18 protein-coding genes and 1 pseudogene are annotated in these 22,140 nt (G+C 52.2%); 5 read left to right on the top strand and 14 right to left on the bottom strand.

All coding sequences use genetic code 11. The annotated features are described in order from the left end of the window. Positions 1 to 36 precede the first annotated feature (36 nt). The gene (locus ABTW62_RS03940; protein WP_430903281.1) at positions 37 to 255 is read right to left on the bottom strand and encodes a hypothetical protein; all 219 of its coding nucleotides are present in this window, start codon (positions 253 to 255) and stop codon (positions 37 to 39) included. A 154-nt stretch (positions 256 to 409) separates the two neighbouring features. Between ABTW62_RS03940 and ABTW62_RS03935 the strand changes: the two genes are divergently transcribed. Then, entirely contained in the window at positions 410 to 919 is a 510-nt protein-coding gene (locus tag ABTW62_RS03935; RefSeq protein WP_430903280.1) for a low molecular weight protein-tyrosine-phosphatase, read from the top strand. A gap of 63 nt (positions 920 to 982) precedes the next feature. Here ABTW62_RS03935 and ABTW62_RS03930 read toward each other — a convergent pair whose 3' ends face one another. Next, a complete protein-coding gene (locus ABTW62_RS03930) occupies positions 983 to 1,684 on the bottom strand; it encodes an ATP-binding protein (RefSeq protein ID WP_430903279.1) in 702 nt (233 codons plus the stop codon). 482 nt (positions 1,685 to 2,166) lie between these two features. Here ABTW62_RS03930 and pth point away from each other — a divergent pair, with 482 nt between their 5' ends. From pth to ABTW62_RS03910, 4 genes are all read left to right on the top strand, one after another. Continuing rightward, positions 2,167 to 4,071 (top strand): aminoacyl-tRNA hydrolase, encoded by a 1,905-nt coding sequence (pth, locus tag ABTW62_RS03925; RefSeq protein ID WP_430903278.1) that lies wholly within the window; start codon positions 2,167 to 2,169, stop codon positions 4,069 to 4,071. Between the two features lie 42 nt (positions 4,072 to 4,113). Next, positions 4,114 to 5,160 carry an ATP-grasp domain-containing protein gene (locus ABTW62_RS03920; protein ID WP_430903277.1) on the top strand — a complete coding sequence of 349 codons (1,047 nt, stop codon included), beginning with the start codon at positions 4,114 to 4,116 and terminating at the stop codon, positions 5,158 to 5,160. A 44-nt stretch (positions 5,161 to 5,204) separates the two neighbouring features. Next, positions 5,205 to 6,344, top strand: coding sequence for a sugar-transfer associated ATP-grasp domain-containing protein (locus ABTW62_RS03915; RefSeq protein WP_430903276.1), 1,140 nt, complete (start codon positions 5,205 to 5,207; stop codon positions 6,342 to 6,344). 447 nt (positions 6,345 to 6,791) lie between these two features. Further along, a complete protein-coding gene (locus ABTW62_RS03910) occupies positions 6,792 to 7,499 on the top strand; it encodes a GNAT family N-acetyltransferase (protein WP_430903275.1) in 708 nt (235 codons plus the stop codon). Positions 7,500 to 7,536: 37 nt separating this feature from the next. On the opposite strand, the gene ABTW62_RS03905 is transcribed toward ABTW62_RS03910, so the two are convergent. The 12 genes and pseudogenes from ABTW62_RS03905 to ABTW62_RS03850 all read right to left on the bottom strand — a co-directional run bounded on the left by ABTW62_RS03905 (position 7,537) and on the right by ABTW62_RS03850 (position 22,074). Continuing rightward, positions 7,537 to 8,772 carry a GNAT family N-acetyltransferase gene (locus ABTW62_RS03905; protein ID WP_430903274.1) on the bottom strand — a complete coding sequence of 412 codons (1,236 nt, stop codon included), beginning with the start codon at positions 8,770 to 8,772 and terminating at the stop codon, positions 7,537 to 7,539. 31 nt (positions 8,773 to 8,803) lie between these two features. Then, positions 8,804 to 9,742, bottom strand: coding sequence for a GNAT family N-acetyltransferase (locus ABTW62_RS03900; protein WP_430903273.1), 939 nt, complete (start codon positions 9,740 to 9,742; stop codon positions 8,804 to 8,806). Beyond that, entirely contained in the window at positions 9,742 to 10,734 is a 993-nt protein-coding gene (locus ABTW62_RS03895) for a polysaccharide deacetylase family protein (RefSeq protein ID WP_090413780.1), read from the bottom strand. Before ABTW62_RS03895 ends, ABTW62_RS03900 begins: the two co-directional genes overlap by 1 nt. A gap of 105 nt (positions 10,735 to 10,839) precedes the next feature. Further along, on the bottom strand, positions 10,840 to 12,777 hold the full coding sequence (locus ABTW62_RS03890; protein WP_090413784.1) for an XrtA/PEP-CTERM system amidotransferase: 1,938 nt from the start codon (positions 12,775 to 12,777) through the stop codon (positions 10,840 to 10,842). 12 nt (positions 12,778 to 12,789) lie between these two features. Then, positions 12,790 to 13,971 (bottom strand): TIGR03088 family PEP-CTERM/XrtA system glycosyltransferase, encoded by a 1,182-nt coding sequence (locus ABTW62_RS03885; RefSeq protein WP_430903272.1) that lies wholly within the window; start codon positions 13,969 to 13,971, stop codon positions 12,790 to 12,792. Between the two features lie 7 nt (positions 13,972 to 13,978). Beyond that, on the bottom strand, positions 13,979 to 15,550 hold the full coding sequence (gene xrtA, locus ABTW62_RS03880) for an exosortase A (RefSeq protein WP_430903271.1): 1,572 nt from the start codon (positions 15,548 to 15,550) through the stop codon (positions 13,979 to 13,981). Positions 15,551 to 15,592: 42 nt separating this feature from the next. After that, positions 15,593 to 16,813, bottom strand: a complete 1,221-nt coding sequence (locus ABTW62_RS03875) for a TIGR03087 family PEP-CTERM/XrtA system glycosyltransferase (protein ID WP_430903270.1) — start codon at positions 16,811 to 16,813, stop codon at positions 15,593 to 15,595. A gap of 6 nt (positions 16,814 to 16,819) precedes the next feature. Then, complete coding sequence (locus ABTW62_RS03870; RefSeq protein ID WP_430903269.1) at positions 16,820 to 17,899, bottom strand: FemAB family XrtA/PEP-CTERM system-associated protein; 1,080 nt, start codon at positions 17,897 to 17,899, stop codon at positions 16,820 to 16,822. Beyond that, positions 17,896 to 18,735: an XrtA system polysaccharide deacetylase gene (locus tag ABTW62_RS03865; protein ID WP_430903268.1), complete on the bottom strand. Its 840-nt coding sequence runs from the start codon at positions 18,733 to 18,735 to the stop codon at positions 17,896 to 17,898. Before ABTW62_RS03865 ends, ABTW62_RS03870 begins: the two co-directional genes overlap by 4 nt. 51 nt (positions 18,736 to 18,786) lie before the next feature. Next, positions 18,787 to 19,593 (bottom strand): annotated as a pseudogene (locus tag ABTW62_RS03860) (XrtA/PEP-CTERM system-associated ATPase); the annotation flags it as partial. 16 nt (positions 19,594 to 19,609) lie between these two features. Next, complete coding sequence (locus ABTW62_RS03855; protein WP_430903284.1) at positions 19,610 to 21,172, bottom strand: TIGR03016 family PEP-CTERM system-associated outer membrane protein; 1,563 nt, start codon at positions 21,170 to 21,172, stop codon at positions 19,610 to 19,612. After that, positions 21,172 to 22,074 (bottom strand): XrtA-associated tyrosine autokinase, encoded by a 903-nt coding sequence (locus ABTW62_RS03850; protein WP_430903267.1) that lies wholly within the window; start codon positions 22,072 to 22,074, stop codon positions 21,172 to 21,174. Before ABTW62_RS03850 ends, ABTW62_RS03855 begins: the two co-directional genes overlap by 1 nt. Positions 22,075 to 22,140: the final 66 nt, after the last annotated feature.

The following is a 22,140-nucleotide window of genomic DNA, read 5'->3' as shown; positions in this document are numbered from 1 at the left end:
GTCGAATTATCGCAAGTATTGGCGTAGCCAAAAAAATTATCGCACCCCACCACCCTCAAAACCAGAACCTTTCCACTCCCCGTAGAGTGCACCTGTGCACCGATCCGCCGATCCGCCGATCCGCCGATCCGCCGATACTATGCCACGGATGGCGGTTTTCCTGGCAATGGCAACCATGATTGCCGGCACCTGATCCACCACCACCCAGCACCCAGCACAACGGCCACTGTAGGGTGCACCTGTGCACCGTACCACCGATAGCTACACCACGGACAGCAAATTTACCAGCAAGCCGCCGTAATTATCGCAATACCTGAACCGTCACTGAAAACACATCACGGGCAGATTCTGCTTCACGACTATCGGCGGTATAATTATATTTTTATTATCGGTTACCGCAGCAAGACATATGGCACAGTTCAAACCAGAAAAAATCAATGTATTGTTTGTCTGCATGGGCAACATTTGCCGTTCTCCCACCGCGGATGCGGTCTTCCGGCACCATGTCAAAGACGCCGGACTGGCGGATCTGATCCACATCGATTCAGCCGGCACGCATGCCTACCACATCGGCCACCCACCCGACCGGCGCTCCCAACAGGCGGCCCTGAAACGGGGCTACAGCATGCAGGGCCTGCGCGCTCGCAAAGTCACGCAGGAAGACTTCACACGTTTTAACTATATCCTGGCGATGGATCGCTACAACCTGGACCTGCTGCAACAAGAATGCCCACCGCAACACGCCAGCCGGCTCAGCCTGTTTCTGCAATACAGCAGCCACTGGCACACCCACCAGGAAGTGCCAGACCCCTACTATGGCGGCAGCCATGGTTTTGAAAGAGTACTGGATTTGGTCGAGAGTGCCAGTCAGGGATTACTGCAGCATATTCTTGAGGCACAGATACTGAGGAACGGCTAATTCCATTTCTGATTAGTCTCTGAGGAAGAGTGCATGATGATGAGCTTGGGATGGCTTATCCCATCAACTTACTTGCCGACGCAGTAAGTCAGTCAGTAACTGGACATTTTTTTCGACCGGATCGCTACCATTAATCATTAACAATGGTATCTGCTGAGCCTCAAGCGCTGCGCTAACCTCTTTGACATCTTGCTCCCAGTTGGCAAGAACTTTTCTGATTCGGCATTTATCTTTATTGAGTGCAAAATGCCGATATGGCTGATCCTCACTAAGAATTCTCTTGAATGCAATTTCAGGGTTTGTTTTGACCAGAACATAGCAGATTTTATCGATATTGCTGAGAGGAGCCAAAGAAAACCTGCCCACATAATCAATCCCCGTCTGATAACGATGAACATCTTCATCTATGGTCCTATGTATCAGCCACTCATCCAGGATAATAAGCTTTGCGTCTAATTTCTTTACCAGCTCGAAGAAAGCACTGGGATACCGTGATCGCTCCCACCCATTTTTAATGGACACCAAGTTATAACCAAAATACCTCAGCTCATATAATACTCTTCTAAATCGGTAAGGAAAAAGTACACTCAGGTAGCGCAGATCTACACTGACTTTCTCAAAAAAAGTAAGATCCACTCGCCGGAAACCGTGCATAGGCATAATAACATCACTGGATGGCAGGAAATTTTCATATAAAGCTTTCGCTATTGTTGATTTTCCTGAGCCCGGAATCCCAATGAATTCCACAACTGTTTTATTCGGCATATCAGCAACCTTTACAAAATGCACCCAAACACGACAGCAATCATTGAGCCGCAAAGTTCACTCAAGGCCCTCCACCAACAATTTGTGCTTGCCTATACTTAGAATAAAACTAAATTCCCCTATTTCACAAGAAAAAAATCATGACGGGATAAGGAAAATCTATGCCATGTCAATATTAATTATTAAAAAATCGATTAATATGGAGCTCATAAAGAACGCTGCCGTCAAATAGAATATATAAATAATATTATAAATCAATACACTACATGTCTCTTAAGGCACAAATAAAATAAATACAGGAACAAGTCATGGCAGAAGCCGATTCATTTTGCATGACAAGATTCTAAATTCGGATGATCTTAATTAATCACAGAATAGTCGGTGTCCAATGTTGGATAGGGTATAAAAGCGAACTGTATTTGTTCTGTCTGGTACTCGTTGAATTACTTTACAATTAGTTTTTTTTCAAGGATAAAGCTTGCATGCCATTCATCCGTCAACTACAAGCCTATCGTCAGCGTGGATTGATCCAGGTGCTCAAGGAGCACTACTGGACAGCGCATCGCGGTATAACCTATCTACAAGCCTGGCTACATCGTCGGCAGTTGAGAGACACCCGCTTTATCGGTATCACAGGCAGTGCGGGAAAAACCACGACCAAGGAGCTGAGCAGTACCATTCTGTCCGCTTTCGATGCCAGCACTGCCTCGCCTAAAACCGAGAATGAGCATTTATTTATAGCCAGAACCATACTTGAAACAAAACGGCATTACCGCTATTGTGTAACAGAAGTGGCCGGTCACCAGCCCGGCTATATGGATCTTTCGTTACGCATGCTAAAACCTGACATTGGCGTATTGACTATTATAGGTAACGATCATTTTCGAGCATTCAAAGGTGCTGGCATTGAAGGGATTGCAGCCGAGAAAAGTAAGTTAATCTCCGGTTTGCCCCATGACGGAACTGCCATCCTGAACATCGATGATCCGCGTGTGAAAGCTATTGGTGAGCGCTGTCTAGCACGCATCATTTGGGTAGGAAAAGCGGAAGGCGCCACCATTCGGCTGCTTTCTGCCACTTCCTGCTGGCCAGAACCCTTGAAGCTGATGATAGCGTTTCAAGGCCAGGAATATGAAGTCCAAACCCAGTTGCATGGCACACATCTGGCACTATCGGTATTGGCGGCTTTGGGTGTTGCCGTGGCTGTTGGCATCCCACTGGAAAAAGTCATCCCTGTTTTGCAGCAGGCAGTGCCTGCAGAAGGCCGGATGCAAATTGTTTCCGATGACAAAGGGGTTGTGTTTATCCGCGACGATATGAAAGCGCCGTACTGGTCGCTACAAGCGCCATTAAACTTTCTCAAACAAGCAGCCTCGCCCAGAAAGGTTGCGGTTATTGGAACTTTATCCGATTTCTCAGGCGATCTTTCTGCAAAATATAAGCAATTTGCGAGAGAAATCAGACAATATGCAGATTTGGTTGTTTTCATTGGTTCAAATGCACATCGCGCTCTACGTGCAAGAAAAGATCAGAACGACCAGTCTCTCCAGGGTTTCTCAAATATTCATGATGCGGCCATCTATCTGAAGAATGAATTACGCAGAGGAGATTTGGTGCTTCTTAAAGGATCAAATGCCGCTGACCATCTCGTACGTATTATCCACGATCGGGACCAACCCATTCATTGCTGGCGCGATCGTTGTGGCTTTAATATGTTCTGCGATAGCTGTTTATACCTCTACCAGACCGGCTCTGAAAACGATCAGGGTGCCGCCATTGAATCAGTACTGACACAAGACAAAATCACAGCGTTTACCCCATCAAACTCCTCAACTCTTGATACTTCAATTCCTGTAATAGTTGGACTGGGTAATCCTGGCAAAGAATTTGAAGCCACACCTCACAATGCAGGTTATCAGGTGATCGACCAAATCGCCGAGCGGTTCAATGGCCACTGGGAATCCACCAAGGAAGGGTTGGTCAGTCTGGTCAATATTGATGGTAACGCTGTTCGGTTGTTCAAGCCGGCCGCAAACATGAATGTCACTGGTCCGGCACTCCGTCAGTATCTGGAGAGAAACCGATGCACCCCCAATGATTGCATCATCATTCATGACGACATGGATATCGAGCTTGGCAAGGTTAGGCTCAAGCATGAGGGTGGCGATGCCGGCCACCGTGGGGTGCGTTCGGTTATTATGGCACTGGGCACTGATGCCATCCGCCGTGTGCGTGTCGGGGTCAGGAGGTCCGGAAATCAACGCAAGGCGAAAGATATCGTATTGACGCGATTTACTCCTGAAGAAATGTCTGGCCTCGATCAAGCCATTGAGCAATCAATAGCACTGATTGGCCAGCATATTCATCCGGACAAATTGAAGCAATGAACCATCAACGATCACCAGCAGCATGCATTATGAGGCCATCTCATGGACAAACCAATTATCGCGATTCAACGAGACCACCAGCAACTTTCAAGCAAGCGCTGGCAATCTTTCTCGACACGCTGGCATGAGTTGGCCGCACAGCAAGGTGTGGCAACGCTGGATATCGATATTTTCTCCAATTCCGCCAACTGGCTGAATCAGATCAATCGGTGCGATGGATTCATGTGGTGGTTCGCTCAGCCGCTATCGGTCAGCCGTCCGGGCCGCAGATTGATCGCTTCCCTGGCGCATCTTGGCAAGATGCCGACCTTTCCCAATCTGAATACTATATGGCATTTTGATGACAAGGCCGCACAGTCCTACCTGCTGCAGCTGGCGGATATTCCGACACCCGCGACCTGGGTATTCTGGTCCAAATCTCAGGCTAGAGAATTCATTGCATCAGCAAATTATCCGCTGGTGCTGAAGCTATCTTCCGGTGTCATTTCCAAGAATGTCGAGCTGGTACACACGCGCCGTGAGGCGTGCCAGCATTTGGATGCGCTGTTCAATTCCGGTATGTATGCGCTACCGCCCGCCAATCTACCCTGGCGCTGGTTTGTCAGGCGCACCAGTGAAGCAATGCGAGTGCTTTTCTCGAAGCCAACGGATGAGGAATTTCATAAGGGCTATTTATTGCTCCAGGAATTTTTGCCTGGCAATGATTTTGATATCCGCATCACCATTATCGGCAAACGTGCCTTTGCCTTCAGACGATATAATCGGCCGGGTGATTTCCGGGCGAGTGGCAGCGGCCGCATAGACTGGGATCCCGCCGGGGTTCCGCGGGAGGCGCTTTTGCTCGCTTTCCGGACTGCCAGAGTATTACAAACCCAGTCACTTGCTGTCGATGTTTTGCGGCGGAACGGCGAGCCTGTCATTGCAGAAATCAGTTATTACTACGAAGGATGGGCAATTGCCGAGTGCCCTGGACACTGGGAGCTATCTACACATACATCCGAGCCGGTCTGGGTTGAGGGTTCCATACGGCCGGAAGATGCTATTTGGGAAGATTTCATTGCCCGGCTTGACTCCCGATCGATCCGGTAGACCCGGTATTTTTCAATCAACCGCTATCAAGGTGAAATTTCCCCATGAATATTCTCCGAATCCTGTTTGGCAAACGTGCCCGCAAGGTGCCTTTTTCGACGCTGTCCGAAATCCTGCGCATGCGCTTTGGTTCGCAGCGGCTGTTGTTTCAGGAATATATCGACTACCGTTTGCATGAGCTGGATGATCTGACGGCGGAGGAACGCAGCAGGTTTCTGGGCAACGGCCGGAAATTCCGGCTCAATTATGTGTGCAATGATTCCCGCTGGTTCATGCTGGGCGAGAAGCTTCCCATGACGCTGTTCATGATGGCAACTGAGCTTCCGATGCCAAAAATTCGCGCAGTTTATGATCTCAGTGGCAGGCATCTGCCCGGTTCCGTCACCTTGAGCCATATCGACCAGGCAGCCACCTATCTGCGCACTCCCGAACATTATCCAATGTTTGCCAAACCCAGCCATGGCGCTTATGGCTGGGGGGCGGTGGGTCTGGAAAACTATTTGCCAGGATCGGACAGCATCTCGTTCACAAGCGGCAAGCGGCGCAAAGTATTCGAATGGCTCGAATCGCTCAATCCGAAATTTTCGCATGGCATTCTGTTTCAGGAGGTGCTCAAGCCGCATCCGGAAATCGCCCGTGTCTGTGGGCCCCGGCTCAGCAGCGTGCGTGTCACTTCGGCACGGATGAACGGCAAGAATTCGATTGTCAGTGCGGTCTGGCGCATTCCGACCGGGTCGAATATGGTGGACAACTTTCAGCATGGCGCTTCAGGCAATTTTCTGGGGGGTGTCGATACGGCCAGCGGACGCATCACGCGCGTGGTAGGCAAGCTGAATGGCAAGATCGAGCTGGTCAGTACTCACCCGGATACGGGAGAAGCGTTCGACCCCTACACACTGCCAGACTGGCCGCGCGTGATCGAAATCTGTGACCAGGCAGCCAATTATCTCATGGGGATGAATCTGCATCACTGGGACATCGCCCTCACCGAGCGCGGCCCGGTCATCATCGAAAACAATGAAATCGCTGATTTGGATCTGCACCAGCATGCGAACCGCAAAGGCTTCTGGTCGGACCCAATCGAAACCGTGCGCCGCGAGTCCTATCCCCGCTACTGGGAGCAGCTAAGCTGGCCGCAAAAGAAGCTGGCCAATCTGATGCGCAAAATCGATGTGTTTTATTGAGAACATGGCGTGGCGGCATGGATGGGCTGCATCAGGCGCAGGCTGGGTCTGGAGGTGAATGGGTGGCGGTGGCTGGGACTCAGTCCTGGTTTGACGGTGCATAAATGCACCCTACTCTGACGGCTGAACAGGCGTAGGGTGCATCGCATGCACCGTTCAATCGGTGGTAACGGTATGGATGGGCTTCATCATGGGTAGGCTGGTTATGGAGGTGAATGGGTGGCGGTGGCTGGGATTCGATCTTGGTTTGACGGTGCATAAATGCACCCTACTCTGACGACTGAACAAGCGTAGGGTACATCGCATGCACCGTTCAATCGGTAGTAACGGAATGGATGCGGGGGCACAATGAAACTGAGAATGATTGAAAGGTATATTATTTTTACATCCGGTTCCTGAAGCAGAGACCGGTGTCAATAATCTCCGGTGCACACCAATGGTAATTGCATGGCTGACAAACTCGAAAGCATGAATGGCTGGCAGGAAAAACTGGCGCGCCTGAAATCCAAGGGAGGGTTCAAGGCAGCGGTATTCTGGGCTGTCAAGAAGCTGTTCCGGGTGGAGGTGCATTTTCTCTATTCGATGGATCTGGCCCAACAGCAAGTGCTGCGGCCCAAACCCGTTCGGGATACTTGTGCACAGCATGCCTTCCATTTTATTTCCCTGACAACTGCCCGGGATCTTGCCCTGTATCCGCATGCGCTGATCGAACAACTCGATTCGCAAAGCGGCCAAGGTGTCGCCAAACTCATCAGCTGCGATACGGGGGTTTATGCATTGATTGATGGTACAGGTGTCGTTTCACAGGTGAACATCAACCATAGTGCTGTGGTGCATGTCGATTCGCCAACGAATCTGGATATTTGCTTGTCGCCCGGGGATGTCTTTCTGGGCTATCTGTTTACCTATCCACTATATCGTGGCATGGGAACGGCGGCATGCCTAATAGAAAAGGTGTGCAAAGACATCCACAAGCGCGGATATTCGAGAATCGTGACTCATATCCGCTCGACCAATGCTGCTTCGCTGAATACCTTCAGAAAATGTGGCTGGTCCCGGACGGGCTGGATTCTGACCAGTACGTCCGGACGGCTATTGCTGACGCATTGTCCACGCAAGATCGGCATCTCGATCATGGCCACCAGACAGATATAGTCGTGCATGAAACACACCCAACGGGTTGAATTTTAGATCAATCCTGGTTGGTTGATCGTTTGCGGAGGACGCGGCGGATTTTCGATTTCAGTCCCCATTTTTCGATAAAGTCCCCGACCAGCTCGCTAACCGCATTGAATCCGCGCAGGCCATAAGCGAGTAATCCAAGCGGAAATTTACGGGGTATCAGATGAAAATTCCGTTCCTCTCGATAGGTGTTGGACAGGCTTCTCTTTTTCTCATTATCGCCGTACAGAAAATCGAGCCGGGCAACTCCTTTGCCGATCAGGTCGCGGATCCGGTAAATTTGCATGACGGTCCCGACGGATTTCCGCGCCCAGGCTGGATCATAGCCGGTTTGTTCCGCATAGTAGATATTGCCATGCAGATAACCATGCTGGAAGGCCACCGGTTGCTGGTTGCAGATCAGAAGATAGCTGCGCATCCAGCCATTTTCTGCAGCGATCGTCAGAGTGCGGCGTGTTTCCGGATTGTCGCAGATACCGAGACCCAGCAAATTCCGCTGATAGGTTTTATCCGATACCGCTTGCGCCAGCGGCAGAAATTCCAATACCTCTTCAGGAGCGGTGTATACCCGATAGGAAACAGTGATGGTGGAATCCTGTTCAAATTGACGCAGTGTGCGCCGGATATCCTTGCGGGTATTGGCGCTGAGGCCCTGTATGTACTGATCGAAGCTGGCAGGCAATGCGATCAATCGTCTTCGATAGGCTTTTCCAGAAGGAAGCAACTGGTATTTTTTCCGTAGACCGGGGTGCTGCTGAATAAATCGGCCAAAAGCGGCATCCAGCTCGACACCCAGCCCGAACAGGGTTTCACGGCGCCCGAGTATTTGCCATAAGCGATCAAACAGGCTGGGCAGCACTTCCCCAGCGCTGACGCCAGGCGCCAGCAAAGGGCCTGCCGTCATGCTGTAACGGCGAATTGGAAGTTCCCAAAGCGCAATCCCGAACAATTCAAAGCTCAAACTGGATGGATGCACAAAGAACGGTGCATAGCCGGACAACCTGCCACCCGGTGCACGGCAAACAAAAATTTTTACCGATTTGTCTTGACCGCATTTGCTATAGAGCCAATCGGGATCATGATCCATGGTTGCTTCGGAATGATCCCGGAGAAAGCCCTTGAGAACGAGCAAAGCCTCGCTACGCGCGGTGGAATCGAAAAGATCCAGATCCTGCCATGACCAATTTTCTCCAGTTGGCGGCGTATGAGATGCTGGGTCAGGAAATTCACTTCTTTGCAGAGACATAAAGGCGTCTTCGGGGGAATAGGTAGAACGGCTATGCAGTAGAACGCAGCATTTTTTTGATATACGCCTTTAATCGCAGCTTATCCAGCAACCGGACAATCCCGCTCGATGCGGCCCCAATGCCTGCATGCAACAGCACGCTGGCCAGATTGCGCAGGTTGCGCCGGAAATAATAGATATCTGCACAATATTGCGCATGGGTCGCAAAGAATGCCTTGTGCGCGCCCTCCCCTTCGGTGAAGTCAAAGATTTTGACGTCGTCTGCCGCAAACAGGCTTTGCAGTGCGAAATATTGCAGCAGGGTGCCGGGTGACCAGCGCTGATATTCCGGATCATGGCCAACGTATTCATAGAGCACGACTCCGGCGTGAATCGGGCAATAGATATAGGCGATCGGTTTTTGCTGATAGAACAGAATGTAGCCACGCACCCGATCCTCTGCAGCCAGCGCCAGCATATGGGCTTGGAATGGCTGGTCGGATGGCAGGCCACAATCGAGCAGGCGCTCCTGATAGGTTTTGCGGGAAACCTCCATTGCCAGTTGATGAAATACCTGCATTTGTGCCGGTTGGCGGTATTCCCGCCAGTCGATCTCGCCACCGGAAAATTCGGCAAATTTTCTGATTTTGCGCATGAGCGTATTGCGGGATTTGGCGGAGAACTTTTTCAGGTAGCTTTCGAACCCGCCATCGAGTGCGACCCAGTAGCGCTGATAACTGGCCGGCACATAACGGATCGCTTGCGGCAGGATGCCCAGAACCGACAGTGGCGCCGCCAGCGGATGGGAGCGCATGATGGCAACATCGATAGCTTGAGCAAACCAAGCAGGCAATTCCGGCGGGATTTCGGCCTGCGCGGGCAATTCGGTAAAGTGCGTTCTCAGCACACAGGCATTCAATCGCCGGCTGAACAGTTTGATTTCGCCGAGGCGGCTGATGAAGTCGATCGGTTGCTTGATCCACTTTTCCATTAGACGAACCTCGATAGCGCCTGCTCGGCATAGCGCCAGGCCGTGTGGTGCGGGCGGGAACGGAGCGCTTGGGCCGGTTCGACCCCGGGTATGGCCGCTGGATCCATTTCGGAAAATTGTGCTGTCCGGAATTTGTCCGGATGCCCGGCCAGGAATTGGCATAGCTTATGGAAACGATCGATATTCCGCTTATCCGGCTGGCAAAGTGCAGCTGGCGTTCTGTTCTTGACCAACTCGAAGCTGTGCAGGACGATTACAAACGCATGCCAGCCCGCTTTCCAGGCATCCAGCAAGGCGGTTTTCATCTCGTCGAAAGAGCAGGCAGCCAATTGCGCATGGCGCCGGTGACCGGGATAGTCCTGGAAAAAGGAAACCGGAAATTCCCAGACATCTTCCATCTTGAATGGCTGCAGCATAGGCCGGCCCGGATCGATCTGACAATCCCTGCCCAGATAACAGGGATTGCAACTGGTATCGAACAACAGCCCGTTCCGTGCAGCCGCGCGCAGGGTGGCCTGGTTGGCGCCATAGCTGCCGGCACGGAAAGCATGCACGGCGGCCACGCCGGCTGTCTGCAGGCTGCGCACGCCTTTTGCAATCAATGCAGTCTGCTCATCCAGCGTGAATTGATGCATATATTGCCTGAAGTGGGCAGGAATGCTGGGATCCTGTATTTCGCTGAGCCATTCGGTATGCAGATGCAGCTGGACCTCCTGGCCGTTTTCCTGGATCAGCTGCACTAGCGCGGCAAGGTGGTGGCTGCCGGCACGATCGGCAAACAGGGGTTCCAGAAAATAAGTCGCTTTCAATCCATGCTGGTTAAGCTGCTCGATCTGGTATGGCAAGCCGAAGTCGCCATCCAGAGTCCGGCCATACAGGCAGGCGGCGATTTCTGCATCGAATGTGGTTTTGTCCGGCGACAAGGCGTGCACCGGCCACCCTTCCGCATAGGGCCATATCTCGGTATCGACAGTCAGAAAAACATTCAGCATAACTTCTTCCGGGTTTGCGGTCAGTGTTCTCAGTTTTTATTACAAACGGGCCGTTTTTGTATGTCCCATACATTTTTTCAGGCTTGGGGGTGTGCAAGCGCGCCCTTAGGCGACCTTCCGCTCCCGCGCGGTAGAAGCCGGGCTTGCCTGACTGAAAATGTTGCGCAGGAAAGATTCGAACATCAGCAAGGTCCAGATAGGCGCGCTATAGTCCCGCCGCCCGGATTGGTGCTGATCGAGCATGGTCTGGATGAACGCCATGTTGAAGATACCCGTATCGGCCAATGTCTTGCCGAGCAGCGCCTTGTGCACGCGCTCGCGCAGGGGGCCCCGGAACCAGCTGGCAAGTGGAACCGCGAAACCCATTTTGTTTCGGTACAGCACTTCGTGCGGCAAATACGGCTCCAGTGATTTCTTGAGAATGTACTTTCCTTCCTGGTGGCGCAATTTCAGGGAAGCGGGCAACCCGGACACCCATTCAACCAGCTCATGATCCAGCAGCGGCACACGCACCTCGAGTGAGTGGGCCATGCTGGCACGGTCCACTTTGGTCAGGATGTCGCCGACCAGGTAGGTTTTGATATCCAGGTATTGCACCAGCGATAATGGTTCCCGAGTTGGGCTTCTGACCGCATGGTTACGCAATACTTCAACTGCCCGGTATCCCTGCAGGTTGCGGCGAAAGCCTGGTGCGAACAATTGCGCGCGCAGCTTGTCGCCGAGAATGGAAACACTGTGGAAATAGCCTTCCACAGAATCGCGTGCCAGTGCTTCAAAAGTAGATTTGGCACGTAAAAATCTCGGCGCCCAGTCCGCTTTGGGATACACCGCACCAAGCAAGCCGAATAACGGCTTGCGTACGCCTATGGGCAGCCTGGATCGCAACTGCTCTTCCATCATATGCCAACGATAGCGGCGATAGCCCGCAAAATTCTCGTCGCCGCCATCTCCCGATAGCACCACGGTCACATGCTTTCTGGCCAGTTCGCAGACCCGGTAGGTGGGAATGGCGGAGCTGTCAGCAAAGGGTTCATCATACAGCGCGGCCAAGCGGTCGATGAGATCAAAATCATCCTGTTCGACTTGTTCGACAAAATGGCGCGTCTGGTAACGATTGGCCACTTGCTGAGCGTAACGTGATTCGTCAAAGGCCGAATCGGCAAAGGCAATGGAGCAGGTGTTGACCGGCTCTTTCACGAGACCGGCCATCATGGCGACCACGGCACTGGAGTCGACGCCACCGGAGAGAAATGCGCCCAGCGGCACTTCGCTCATCAAGTGGCTGTCCACCGCGCCGCGCAAACGCAGCACCAGTTCCTCCTCGGCCTCCTGTTCGCTCATGGGCGGCGTGGAAGCTGAGAATGGCACATCCCAGTAAATATGCGATTGTATGGCCATTTGCCCACGCTGCAAAAGCAGTGAATAGCCGGGTTCGAGCTTGCGTGCCTGGCTGAAAATGGTTCTCGGCTCGGGAATGTAGCCATAGGCAAAATATTCCTCTATCGCGAGGGGATCCAGACTTCTGTCAAATTGTGGATGGGCCAGCAGCGCCTTGAGCTCGGATGAAAACAGAAACAAGCCGTTATCGAGCAGGCTGTAGTAGAACGGCTTGATGCCGAGCCGGTCGCGCGCCATGAAAAGAATCTGCTGATTGCGGTCCCAGACTGCAAATGCAAACATGCCACTGAACCGTTGTACACAACGCTCTCCCCATTCCTCCCAGGCATGCACGATCACTTCGGTGTCACAGTGGGTGCGGAATTGATGACCAAGTGCAGTCAATTCTTCGGCCAATTTGCGGTAATTGTAGATTTCGCCATTGAATACCACGACAACACTGCCATCCTCGTTGAATAATGGCTGCTGGCCGCTGGATATATCCATGATGGACAATCGGCGATGACCCAAGCCCAAACCAGGCTCTGTATGCAGCTGGCCTTCGTCGGGTCCGCGATGGGTCTGGGTCTGATTCATGCTGTCCAGTAATTTACGGTCGATCTCGCTGCCGGCGCGCATGTCGAAAATGCCTACGATGCCACACATATCCCTACCCTTTCAGTTGGTGAATTCATTGGAAATTGCGGAAGTCTCGTGACCCAGCAGGCGATCGTAAACCGCTAGGTAACCATTGGTCATGGCACGCATGCTGAACTGCCGTTCGACCACTTCGCGCGCCCGCTGACCATGCCGGGTTGTCAGCGCTTCATCCTGATAGTACCTGTACAGCGCATCGGCCAGCGTCGCCGGGTTGCCTGGGGGCACCAGCCATCCGGTCTCGCCTTCCCGAACCAGCTCGGCATTGCCCCCCACCCGCGTCGCCACAACCGGCAGACTGCTGGCCATCGCTTCCAGAATGGTATTGGAAATACCCTCACCCAGTGAAGGCAATGCGAATAAGTGCATGGCCCGCATCAGCTGCGCAATGTCGTCACGCTCACCGGGCAACCAGGCAAGATGCTCGGCGCCGACTGCATGCAGCATGTCTATGCACTGCGCTTTCGCGACACCCTCCCCGATGATGACAAGCCGTAACCGCCTGCCGTTGTCCGGCACGCGCTCGCGCAACAGCAGGAATGCCTGCACCAGGGAGGGATAATCCTTGACGGCCGCCATTCGGCCTACGCTGCCGATCACGAATGGCTGGTCCTGAAAAAAACCTGCCGGGAAGGCTTCGACCGGGGCGATATTATCCGGATGAAAACGTGATTGCTCTACCCCATTATAAATCTGATGTACCCGTGCCGCAGGCGCCTGGATCGTCTCGACCAGCCAGCCAGCGAGATCCTTGCTGACTGCGATATAGCGGTGCACAAATGGACGAATCAGTTTGCGCAGCAGATTGTATTTCCTGTTTTTTCCTTCCAGGTCGAACACATCCCTGCCATGTTCGCCATGCACTCTCGCCTTGACACCTGCTGCGACCGCCACCAGCTGTGTCTCAATGGTGGCCAGGTTGCGAGTGTGCACGATCGCGGGTTTAAGGCGCCTGAGCAGCTTGAACAGCCTGCCATAGTAACGCAAGTCATTTCCTTCGGGCTTGTTTAGGGCGATGATCTCGATATCCTCCCGATGCAGGCGTTTGTGGAATTCCGAATAGCCTTTGAGACAGATGATGACATGCCGGTAACGCGCTTCGGGCATGTGATTGATCAGGTTTACCAGGCCGTTTTCGAGCCCCCCCACACCCAGATGGTAGATGATATGTGCAATCAGTGGGGGTTCACCGTTATTGTTCATGCCCTGTTTAATTGTCCGCCTGTCTTGCTGCATGCAGGCCTGCGGAAATGGCAGGCATCATGTCTGACAGGAATTTGTGCAACACTGGCACAGCTTCTCTGGGATCGCTATCATAGTCGGTCACCACGATAATTTCCGCGCCGTCATCACCCTTGCCCAGAATCTGGTTGATTGCGAGCAGCATTTTAGCCAGGTAGGGGCTGGTCGTTTCCTGATCGATCAGCCAGTACCATCTCCAAATCAGCAGGCGGTTATGCGGCCCATGCAGTTGACTCTGGTTAACTGAAAAGTTGTTGGCCGGCAATGAGAGGGTCTTGCTGCCGTCGTTCAGACGACGCCAGCCGGTGAGTTTGTGAGCAACCAGCATGTGGCCGGAGTTGATCAACTCGTCTCCCTGCAGCTGATTGCGATAATACGTGATGTACAAACTCACGCGTTGCTGCTCGTTACGGAAATGGCTGATATATTGGGTCGGCGCACCGACATAACTTGGCATCCAGTCTGAAAGTGGCGAAGCGTTGGGTGCCCATTGTCCGGCAGGATCCGTGATGTGAATTGCCGGCACAGGATGCTGACTTCTCTGTGCATCCAAGTAGGTCACATAACCTGGCCAGATGGCTGCCACTGTCACCACCAAGACAGCCATGCCGAGTGTTCCCTGCCTCGAAACAGCCGCTGCCTGCCGGGTAGCGGGGGCAGAATTTTGCGTGGACTCTGTATCGAGATGGTCTTCCCGCCAGAACGCACCAATCCAGAACAACAGCAACATGACCAAACCAAAAAATATCCAGCCGTAAATCAGATGATCCACGCCGACTGCGAGCTGCATATCGCTCAAGTGACCGATCATAACAATCATGTAAGCGCGCAGGCCGTTGGCGATGATCGGTACGATAATCGAGAGCCCAATGAAAACCAGTCGCCTGGTGAGGCTGTGGTAAGTCAAATAGGCATAAAGCGTTCCCAGTGTGACCGATGCGATCAGATAGCGCACGCCGCTGCAGGCCTCGACCACTGACCAGTTGCCACTCGGAATGCTGAAGAAACTTCCCTCGCGATAAACCGGAATGCCGGTCAACTGGAGCGCACTGACCGTGAAGTCGGCAGTAAAGTCGATCAACGGGGGTATCAGTGCCTCGCCAAACGGTACGGCAAACAAGAGATAGGCCAGCGGAAATATCAGTGCCACAAATAGCTGCCTGCCGAGCATGGCCCAGACGATTAACGGTATCATCGCGACCAGGGCATACTGCTGAACGACCAACACGCTGGCAATCGAGGCCATGACCCAGCCGAACCCAAGTCCTGCCAGCAGCAGCACAGGCCAGAAGTTCTGACGAAAATCGACTGCCGCCAGCTGGTGGCGGCTTTGCCAGATCATATAGAGACTGAAAGGCACGATCAGGAAACCATGTGCGTAGGTATCGGAGCTCAGCCAGGTGGCCACGATCGACACGGCGACTTCCTGATAAATCCACAGAATCAGCACGATTGTGAGCAGTGTGATCCATACTGCCGTGCTGCGCCGCATGGCAGTATGGTCAGGCGTAGCAGGTTGCGAACTAATCTGTATATTCATGACTGGGGTGTCCATGTATTCTGACAAGTATCGACAGGTTATTCATAACGTGTCTTGGATCTGTGGCGCTTCCTCAAGCAACGCATCAATCCGGGCCAGACTGTTCGACCAGTTATAAGCCTGCAGCACCCGGTTTCTGGCCGCCAGCCCTATGGTGGTTCGCCGCGCGTGCGCCTCGAGCAAGGCATGGGCTTGCTCAACAAACTGTTCTGCATCCTCTGCAACACACAGTTCCTCATCCGGTACAGCGTTGATGCCTTCCATCGCTTGCAAGGAAGCCACTACCGGTTTTTGCATTGCCATGGCTTCCAATACCTTGTTCTGTATGCCCCGTGCGATGCGCAGGGGCGCGACGGCGATGCAGGCATGCTGCAGATAGGGGCGAATATCCTTGACACCGCCAGTGACCGTGACACCCGGCAGACCAGCCAGCGCCTGCACCGACTTGCTGGGCCTGGCGCCGACGATATAAAAAACCGCTTGTGGCATGCGCGCGCGGATTTTTGGAAAAATCGAATTTGCAAACCAATCAACCGCATCGATATTGGCCCAGTAATCCATTGCACCGGTAAAAACCAGCGGCCTGGCACCCACTGGATAGGGATTGGCATATTCATCCGCTGGCGAGAAGAAATCGGTGTCGACGCCATTATTGAAAAATGTGGTTTTATGGGCGGCCTCCGGTGCAAGCTGCTTGAATAAACCGGCCTCCTTTTCCGAGACAAATGTTGCGCTATCGAATTCACTGGCTATTTTTCGCTCATAATCGAGCAGGCATGCCGATTCGCGGCGGTACAGCCAGTTTAAAGGCCAGGTCTTGGATGAAGCATACTGCTGCCATTTATCGGAATCCACATCGACAAAATCGATGATGCGCCGAATAGGTGCGGCACGACCGATAAATTGTGCCATGGCTGCAGAAAATACCACAGCAGCCTGCACTTCCTCTTTCTGAAGTATCTCCCCCACCCATCTTTGCAGCCGGCGGTTGCGATAGTAAGCCAGTGTCAAAGGTTGGTTGCCAAGTAGTGCGGACAGGCTGCGAAAGCGGGCTGCCACAGGATTGAGCGGTACCAGGCAGCTTGCCTGGCAGTAACTTTTAACTTCTTGCGCGTATCGCCAATCCTTTTCATCATCAACGAAGGTGCCCAGATATATGCGGTAGCGCTTGCTTAGATGTTGCAACAAGTGAAACGAACGGATTTTGTCACCCTTGTTGGGTGGAAAAGGAATTCTGTGTGTTAGATAAAGCAGTCCCTTCATGCTTGGCTAGCCCAGGTTTTTTACGATATAGGGGCCTATCCGGTTCGCGAGCGGCAATGGCAGTTTTCTCCAGGCTTTGATGAACAATTGATACTTGGGGTTGAGCGGGTTGTGCTCGGGAATGGACTGGAGGCGATGAAGCTGATATTCGTAAAAGAGCGGCTGCGGCTCGAATCCCCAGTTTTTTTTGAAGCTGTAGGATCCTGTATTACGTTTGCTGCGGCCGAAATCGAACACCTGATAACCGCGCTCACCAGCACGGCGCATCAGCTCCCAGTACATGAAGTCATTACCCGCCAGATCACGCGCGGCATCGGTTCCTCCGCCGTAATAGGGCAACACTTCATCCCGAAAATAAAAGCTCAGGACAGCACTGATGAGCTGATCATCTTTGGTCACCACCAGTAATTCACAATCCTTGCCAAAAGTTTCCTTGAGCAGATGAAAGTATCGTTTTGAAAAGACGGGTGTGCCCAGGCGCAATACACTGATCGAATATGCCTGAAAGAAACGCTCAACCTCTTCATCCAGGTGACTTTGTAATCCATGTTTGATGCCCTTGCGCACCATTGCCCGCTGCTTGCGGGGAATGGCGAGCATGTTTTGTTCCGGATCCGGATCGATCGATTTGCGGAAGGTGACGTATAAATCCTTGGTTGGCCAATCCGGATGAACGGGATGCCGGTGCCGATATTCCAGGCAATCCACCTTGAGATGTTTTGCCAAGGCTTGTGCGGCCTGGTCGAGGCGGCTGCGCGCGCCATCGGATATCGCTGCGATACCCCCATAGACACAGAACGGCAGGGCGCTCAGGCTATGGCCAAATAGCCAGCTGTCGATTTCTGCCAGTGGCAGTACGGCCTGGATATGACCATCGTTCTCAACGTAAAGAAACCAGGTTTTATGGCCGAATGCCCGTTCGATCACATGCTGCCAGCCTGCGCGGTGAAAAAAGGTTGCCTCCGGACAGGTCTCTACAAATGCATCCCAGGCATCATATTTGTCCGCTTGCAAAATGGAAATATCTGCTATTTCATTCGGCAGTGCATTGACAATGTTCCGCAAATTAGCGTTGGCCGCACTCATGTCAGCTGCTTCAGAAAGACCTGGTCCATCCGCCCCCAGCGAAAATGCCGGGTCAAGGCAGCGAGCCGCTTTTCCATGCGGCCCAGATTGAGATAGTGACGGAAACGGGTTTTGAAATTGATCGCCTGTTGACGCGGCTGATCCGGATCGATTTCCCAGGGATGAAAATAAAAAATGACTGGCTGACGGTCTACTGTATTGACCCGCTGCAGGAACCAGCGGGAGACTGCATAGGGCCAAAGCCGGAAATAACCGCCTCCTCCACTGGGCAAATTGCGGCCAAACATGCGTACTGTGGTAACCGGCAGTTCCAGCAATTTCCCCGAGGGGTTGGGATGGAAAGCGAAGCGTGGCGCTTCCGGCATGCCATAGTGATCATGCCGCACCGGATAGATGCTTGAACTGTATCGATAGCCTGCTTCTTCCAGGCAATCCAGTGCCCAAAGATTACGACTGCCAATCGAAAAGCTTGGCGCACGATAACCTGCTATCGGCAGGCCACCGATATCTTCCAGCAGCTGCTTGCTGCGAATGATATCGTCACGAAATTGTACCGGATTCATTTCGGTCACACGATGATGGGCATAACCATGGCTCGCCAGCTCGTGGCCGTTGGCGACGAGCTGGCGCACCATCGCCGGGTAACGCTCCGCTATCCAACCCAGGGTGAAGAAAGTCGCCTTGATCCCATTCTCATCCAACAGGGCGAGAATCCGGTCGACGTTACGTTCCACCCGGCAAGGCAGCACCTCCCATTCCGACCTCGGGATATAAGGCGAGAAAGCCGACACCTGGAAATAATCTTCCACATCGATAGTCAGTGCGTTACGAATCATATTGATCAGGCCAGTTTAGTCATCGTTTCCGAAAGCATCCACAGGATCGAATTCTTGCCGTATATCCAGCAACACTTCGTTTGCTTCTGCTCTGCCCAGCGACTGCAATTCCTCCAAGCACCCCATGATCAGCAAACGATCGCAGAACAAATTAATCTTGCGTGGAATGCCCCCGGAATAAGTGTGAATGATCTCGAAAATTTCATCCTGGAAAACAGGATTACCCGCCCAGCCCGCTTTTTGCAAGCGGTGCTCGATATAGGCTCTGGTTTCATCCAGATCCAGCGGGCCCAGATGATAGGTGGCGATGACCCTTTGTCTCAGCTGCTGCATCTGGCTGCCCAGCAATGTTCGCCTGAATTCAGGCTGGCCCAGCAGGAAGGTCTGCAGCAACGGCCGGTCATCGGTTTGGAAATTGGACAGCATGCGCAATTCTTCAAGTGTTTGCTGGGAAAGATTCTGCGCTTCATCCACCACCAGCAGCGCCCGCTTACCCGCCCGGTCGAGTTGATGCATGAACTGTTCAAGTTTGAGCAGCAAAGCAGCTTTCGATAGATTCTCATACGGCATCCCGAAAGCGGCCGTCACCATCCGCAAAACATCATCCGGATCCAGCCGGGTGCTCACGAGCTGCGCGGCAGCGATCCGCTCCCGCTCGAGCTTCTGAAAAAGATAACGCATCAGCGTCGTCTTGCCGGCCCCCACTTCTCCGGTAATGATGATGAAGCCGTCTTCTTGCGACAAGCCATATTCAAGATAGGCAGCGGCACGCTTGTGCCCTTTGCTGCCAAAAAAGAAATTCGGATCGGGTTTTAATTGAAAAGGTTTCTCGGCAAAGCCGTAATAGGAAAGATACATAACTCATTAAGTAATTCTAGAAGTTCATGCGTACAGAAGCGGTTATGGCATTGGCACTAAAATCGGCATTACTACGGTTGGATGACCGACGCTGATGACGATAGCGAAGAAATCCATTGATATTGGGCGTAATCCGCTTATTCAGGCTCAGCATGAAGATATAGAGATCATCATCCTGATCGGTCATACCGAAACGAATCCGGTTGTAGCCAAAATTGAAATTGGCACTGGTCAGTGCTGTCAGGCGATGATTCAACAGCACGTTCCCCCCTGTCTGGGTAGTATTCCTGGTCAGGAATGCATTACCGATACCGATCAATGATTCGTCTTCTTCATCCGGCGTAAAAGCCTTTCTGGAGAAATTGTAGACGCGAAAAACCAGGGAATTCTTTTTGCCCTGAAGCACCAGCGATGCCTGCAAGCGTTTGAGCAGAAACAGGCGATTGGTCAGAAAATTGTTTGGATCCGAAAAAGTAAATGGCAGACCTTGATCGAGCAATTGCCCGCCATCCTGGAGACCGGGAAGAAATTGCCCCAGAGCGCCTGGATCGATAATCGAAGCACCCAACATGGATTGCTGACCAAAAGTGGTGATATCTTCCAGATAACTCAAGTTCCAGACTGTACGGCGCGTACGATGATCAATCGACGCTGCATAGGTATTACCGAAGAATCGTTGACCAGCCGATGCATTGACATTGGTTCTTGTCGTGGGCACCCAGGAAAAACCGGCTGTCCAGAAATGGCTGGAAGACTTGCCCCTGATCGAAATAAAACTGTTGCGTTCATAGCCACCGGTACCAATCAGGCTGAATTGAGGCGTGATGACATAGCGAAGTGTACCTGCGCTTCGCTCTAGTTCCAATGTTCCCATACTGAGGCCGGATCGCTCCCGGTCGATGCTCGTATGGTTGTAATTGATCCCCCAGCCCAGCGTCCTGAATGCTGAACCGCTATTCATGGAAAGGTTCACCGAATCGATGGTATTACTAAAGAACTGTTGCGCATTCGAACTGATAGCACTCCGGGCATAGCGCAGCTCACCGGAAGCCAGATTCTTGAACCGGTGTCGCGCATAGGGACTGATACTCCAGGTACGAATATCCCTAAGATTACCGGTCAAATTAGTATTATCAAATGCAGGAGGACCGAATAGAAAAGCATTCTGCTGACTGATAGCCGCACGCCCATCCACAAAAAAGCGCTCTTTGATGATTTCGGCGGTTCCATTGGCGTTTAACCAATGCCGCATCAGTACACGCTCGTTTTTTGCAAAAACGAGATTATTCAAGGTGTAATTGATATTCGTGTTGAAACGGCGGCCTTCGCCTATTATCCCCAGACCCGGATTGATTTCTGAGATAAAATCCCCACCGCTGTCAGCTGCTACCCCACCAAACCCAGCACCGATTCCACCGAGCCCGACATTATCTGTATAGGTTCCGCTCAATGTCAATCGAGGTTGAATATTCCATTCGGCAGCATTCGCCTGCAATCCCCAGTAACCTGAACCTGCCAGGCAAACAAGCCAGAAATATATGCGATGAAAGGAATACTTAAAGTAGCTGAATGCTTTCATCAATAATAGTAACCGTAGTATCCAGCATTATGTGATGTTCGTGCCTTGTTATAAATCAGATTGATCACATCGCATGATTCAATCTGCCGCAAGGCCTCTTTGACAGTCTGCTGAGTGGTCCTTTCCGCCTCTACCACCAGCACAATCTGCCCCATCTGGCTTGCAAGCACACGTGCCTCGCTGGTGAGCAACAACGGTGGGGAATCGAAAATCACTATGCGATCATGATAACGTTGCGCAAGCTCTTCTAGAATGGCGTGCATGCTCTGACTTGCCAATAATTCGGTGGAATGGGAATGCCTTGCACCGGCGGGAATCAACGTAAGTTTTTCGACATTGGTTTTGATCAAAATGTCGGATACCGTCAGTTTCGGATCAAGAATAATATCCAGCAAGCCAGGCATATCCGGATTAAAGCTGAGTGTTCTTGGAATCGATGGACGGGCCACATCGGCATCAACCAACAATACCCGGTGATCCATTTCCATCGCGATACTCATTGCCAGGTTGACTGAGCAGAAACTTTTCCCTTCGCCCGCCAATGAGCTGGTCACCATAATCAAGTTGCCATGCTTTATCCCGCTATTTTCATTGAATGCATTGGAAAGCAGTGGACGCTTGATCAGACGAAATTGCTCCGCAACCAGCGACTTGGTGTGATGTGGTGTAACGATACCTTTATCGTGCAAACCATCCAGATCAATCTCTATCCGTTTCGCCGTCTGCGTAGTATCACGCGTTTTAGCATCTTGTCCACTTTCGGACTTAGGCACGCCATCGAGCAATTCGGAGGACAAAGGAATCGGTGATGAGGTGTCGCCCTCTTGCAATGGCATTTGAGTAGTCTTGGATGAACGATTTTTTTTATCCAGTTTTCCTGCAGCTCTTTCGATAAGACTCATGCCCCCTCCATCATCCATTACCTTAATTTATCCATGACTCGCCTGCATTGACAACAATCTGCTCTT

Origin of the sequence: Nitrosomonas sp. ANs5, assembly GCF_050584665.1 — a bacterium.
In the GTDB taxonomy this organism is placed as follows: domain Bacteria; phylum Pseudomonadota; class Gammaproteobacteria; order Burkholderiales; family Nitrosomonadaceae; genus Nitrosomonas.
The sequence above is the reverse complement of the archived record's forward strand: the minus strand, read 5'-3'. Positions and strand labels throughout refer to the sequence as shown.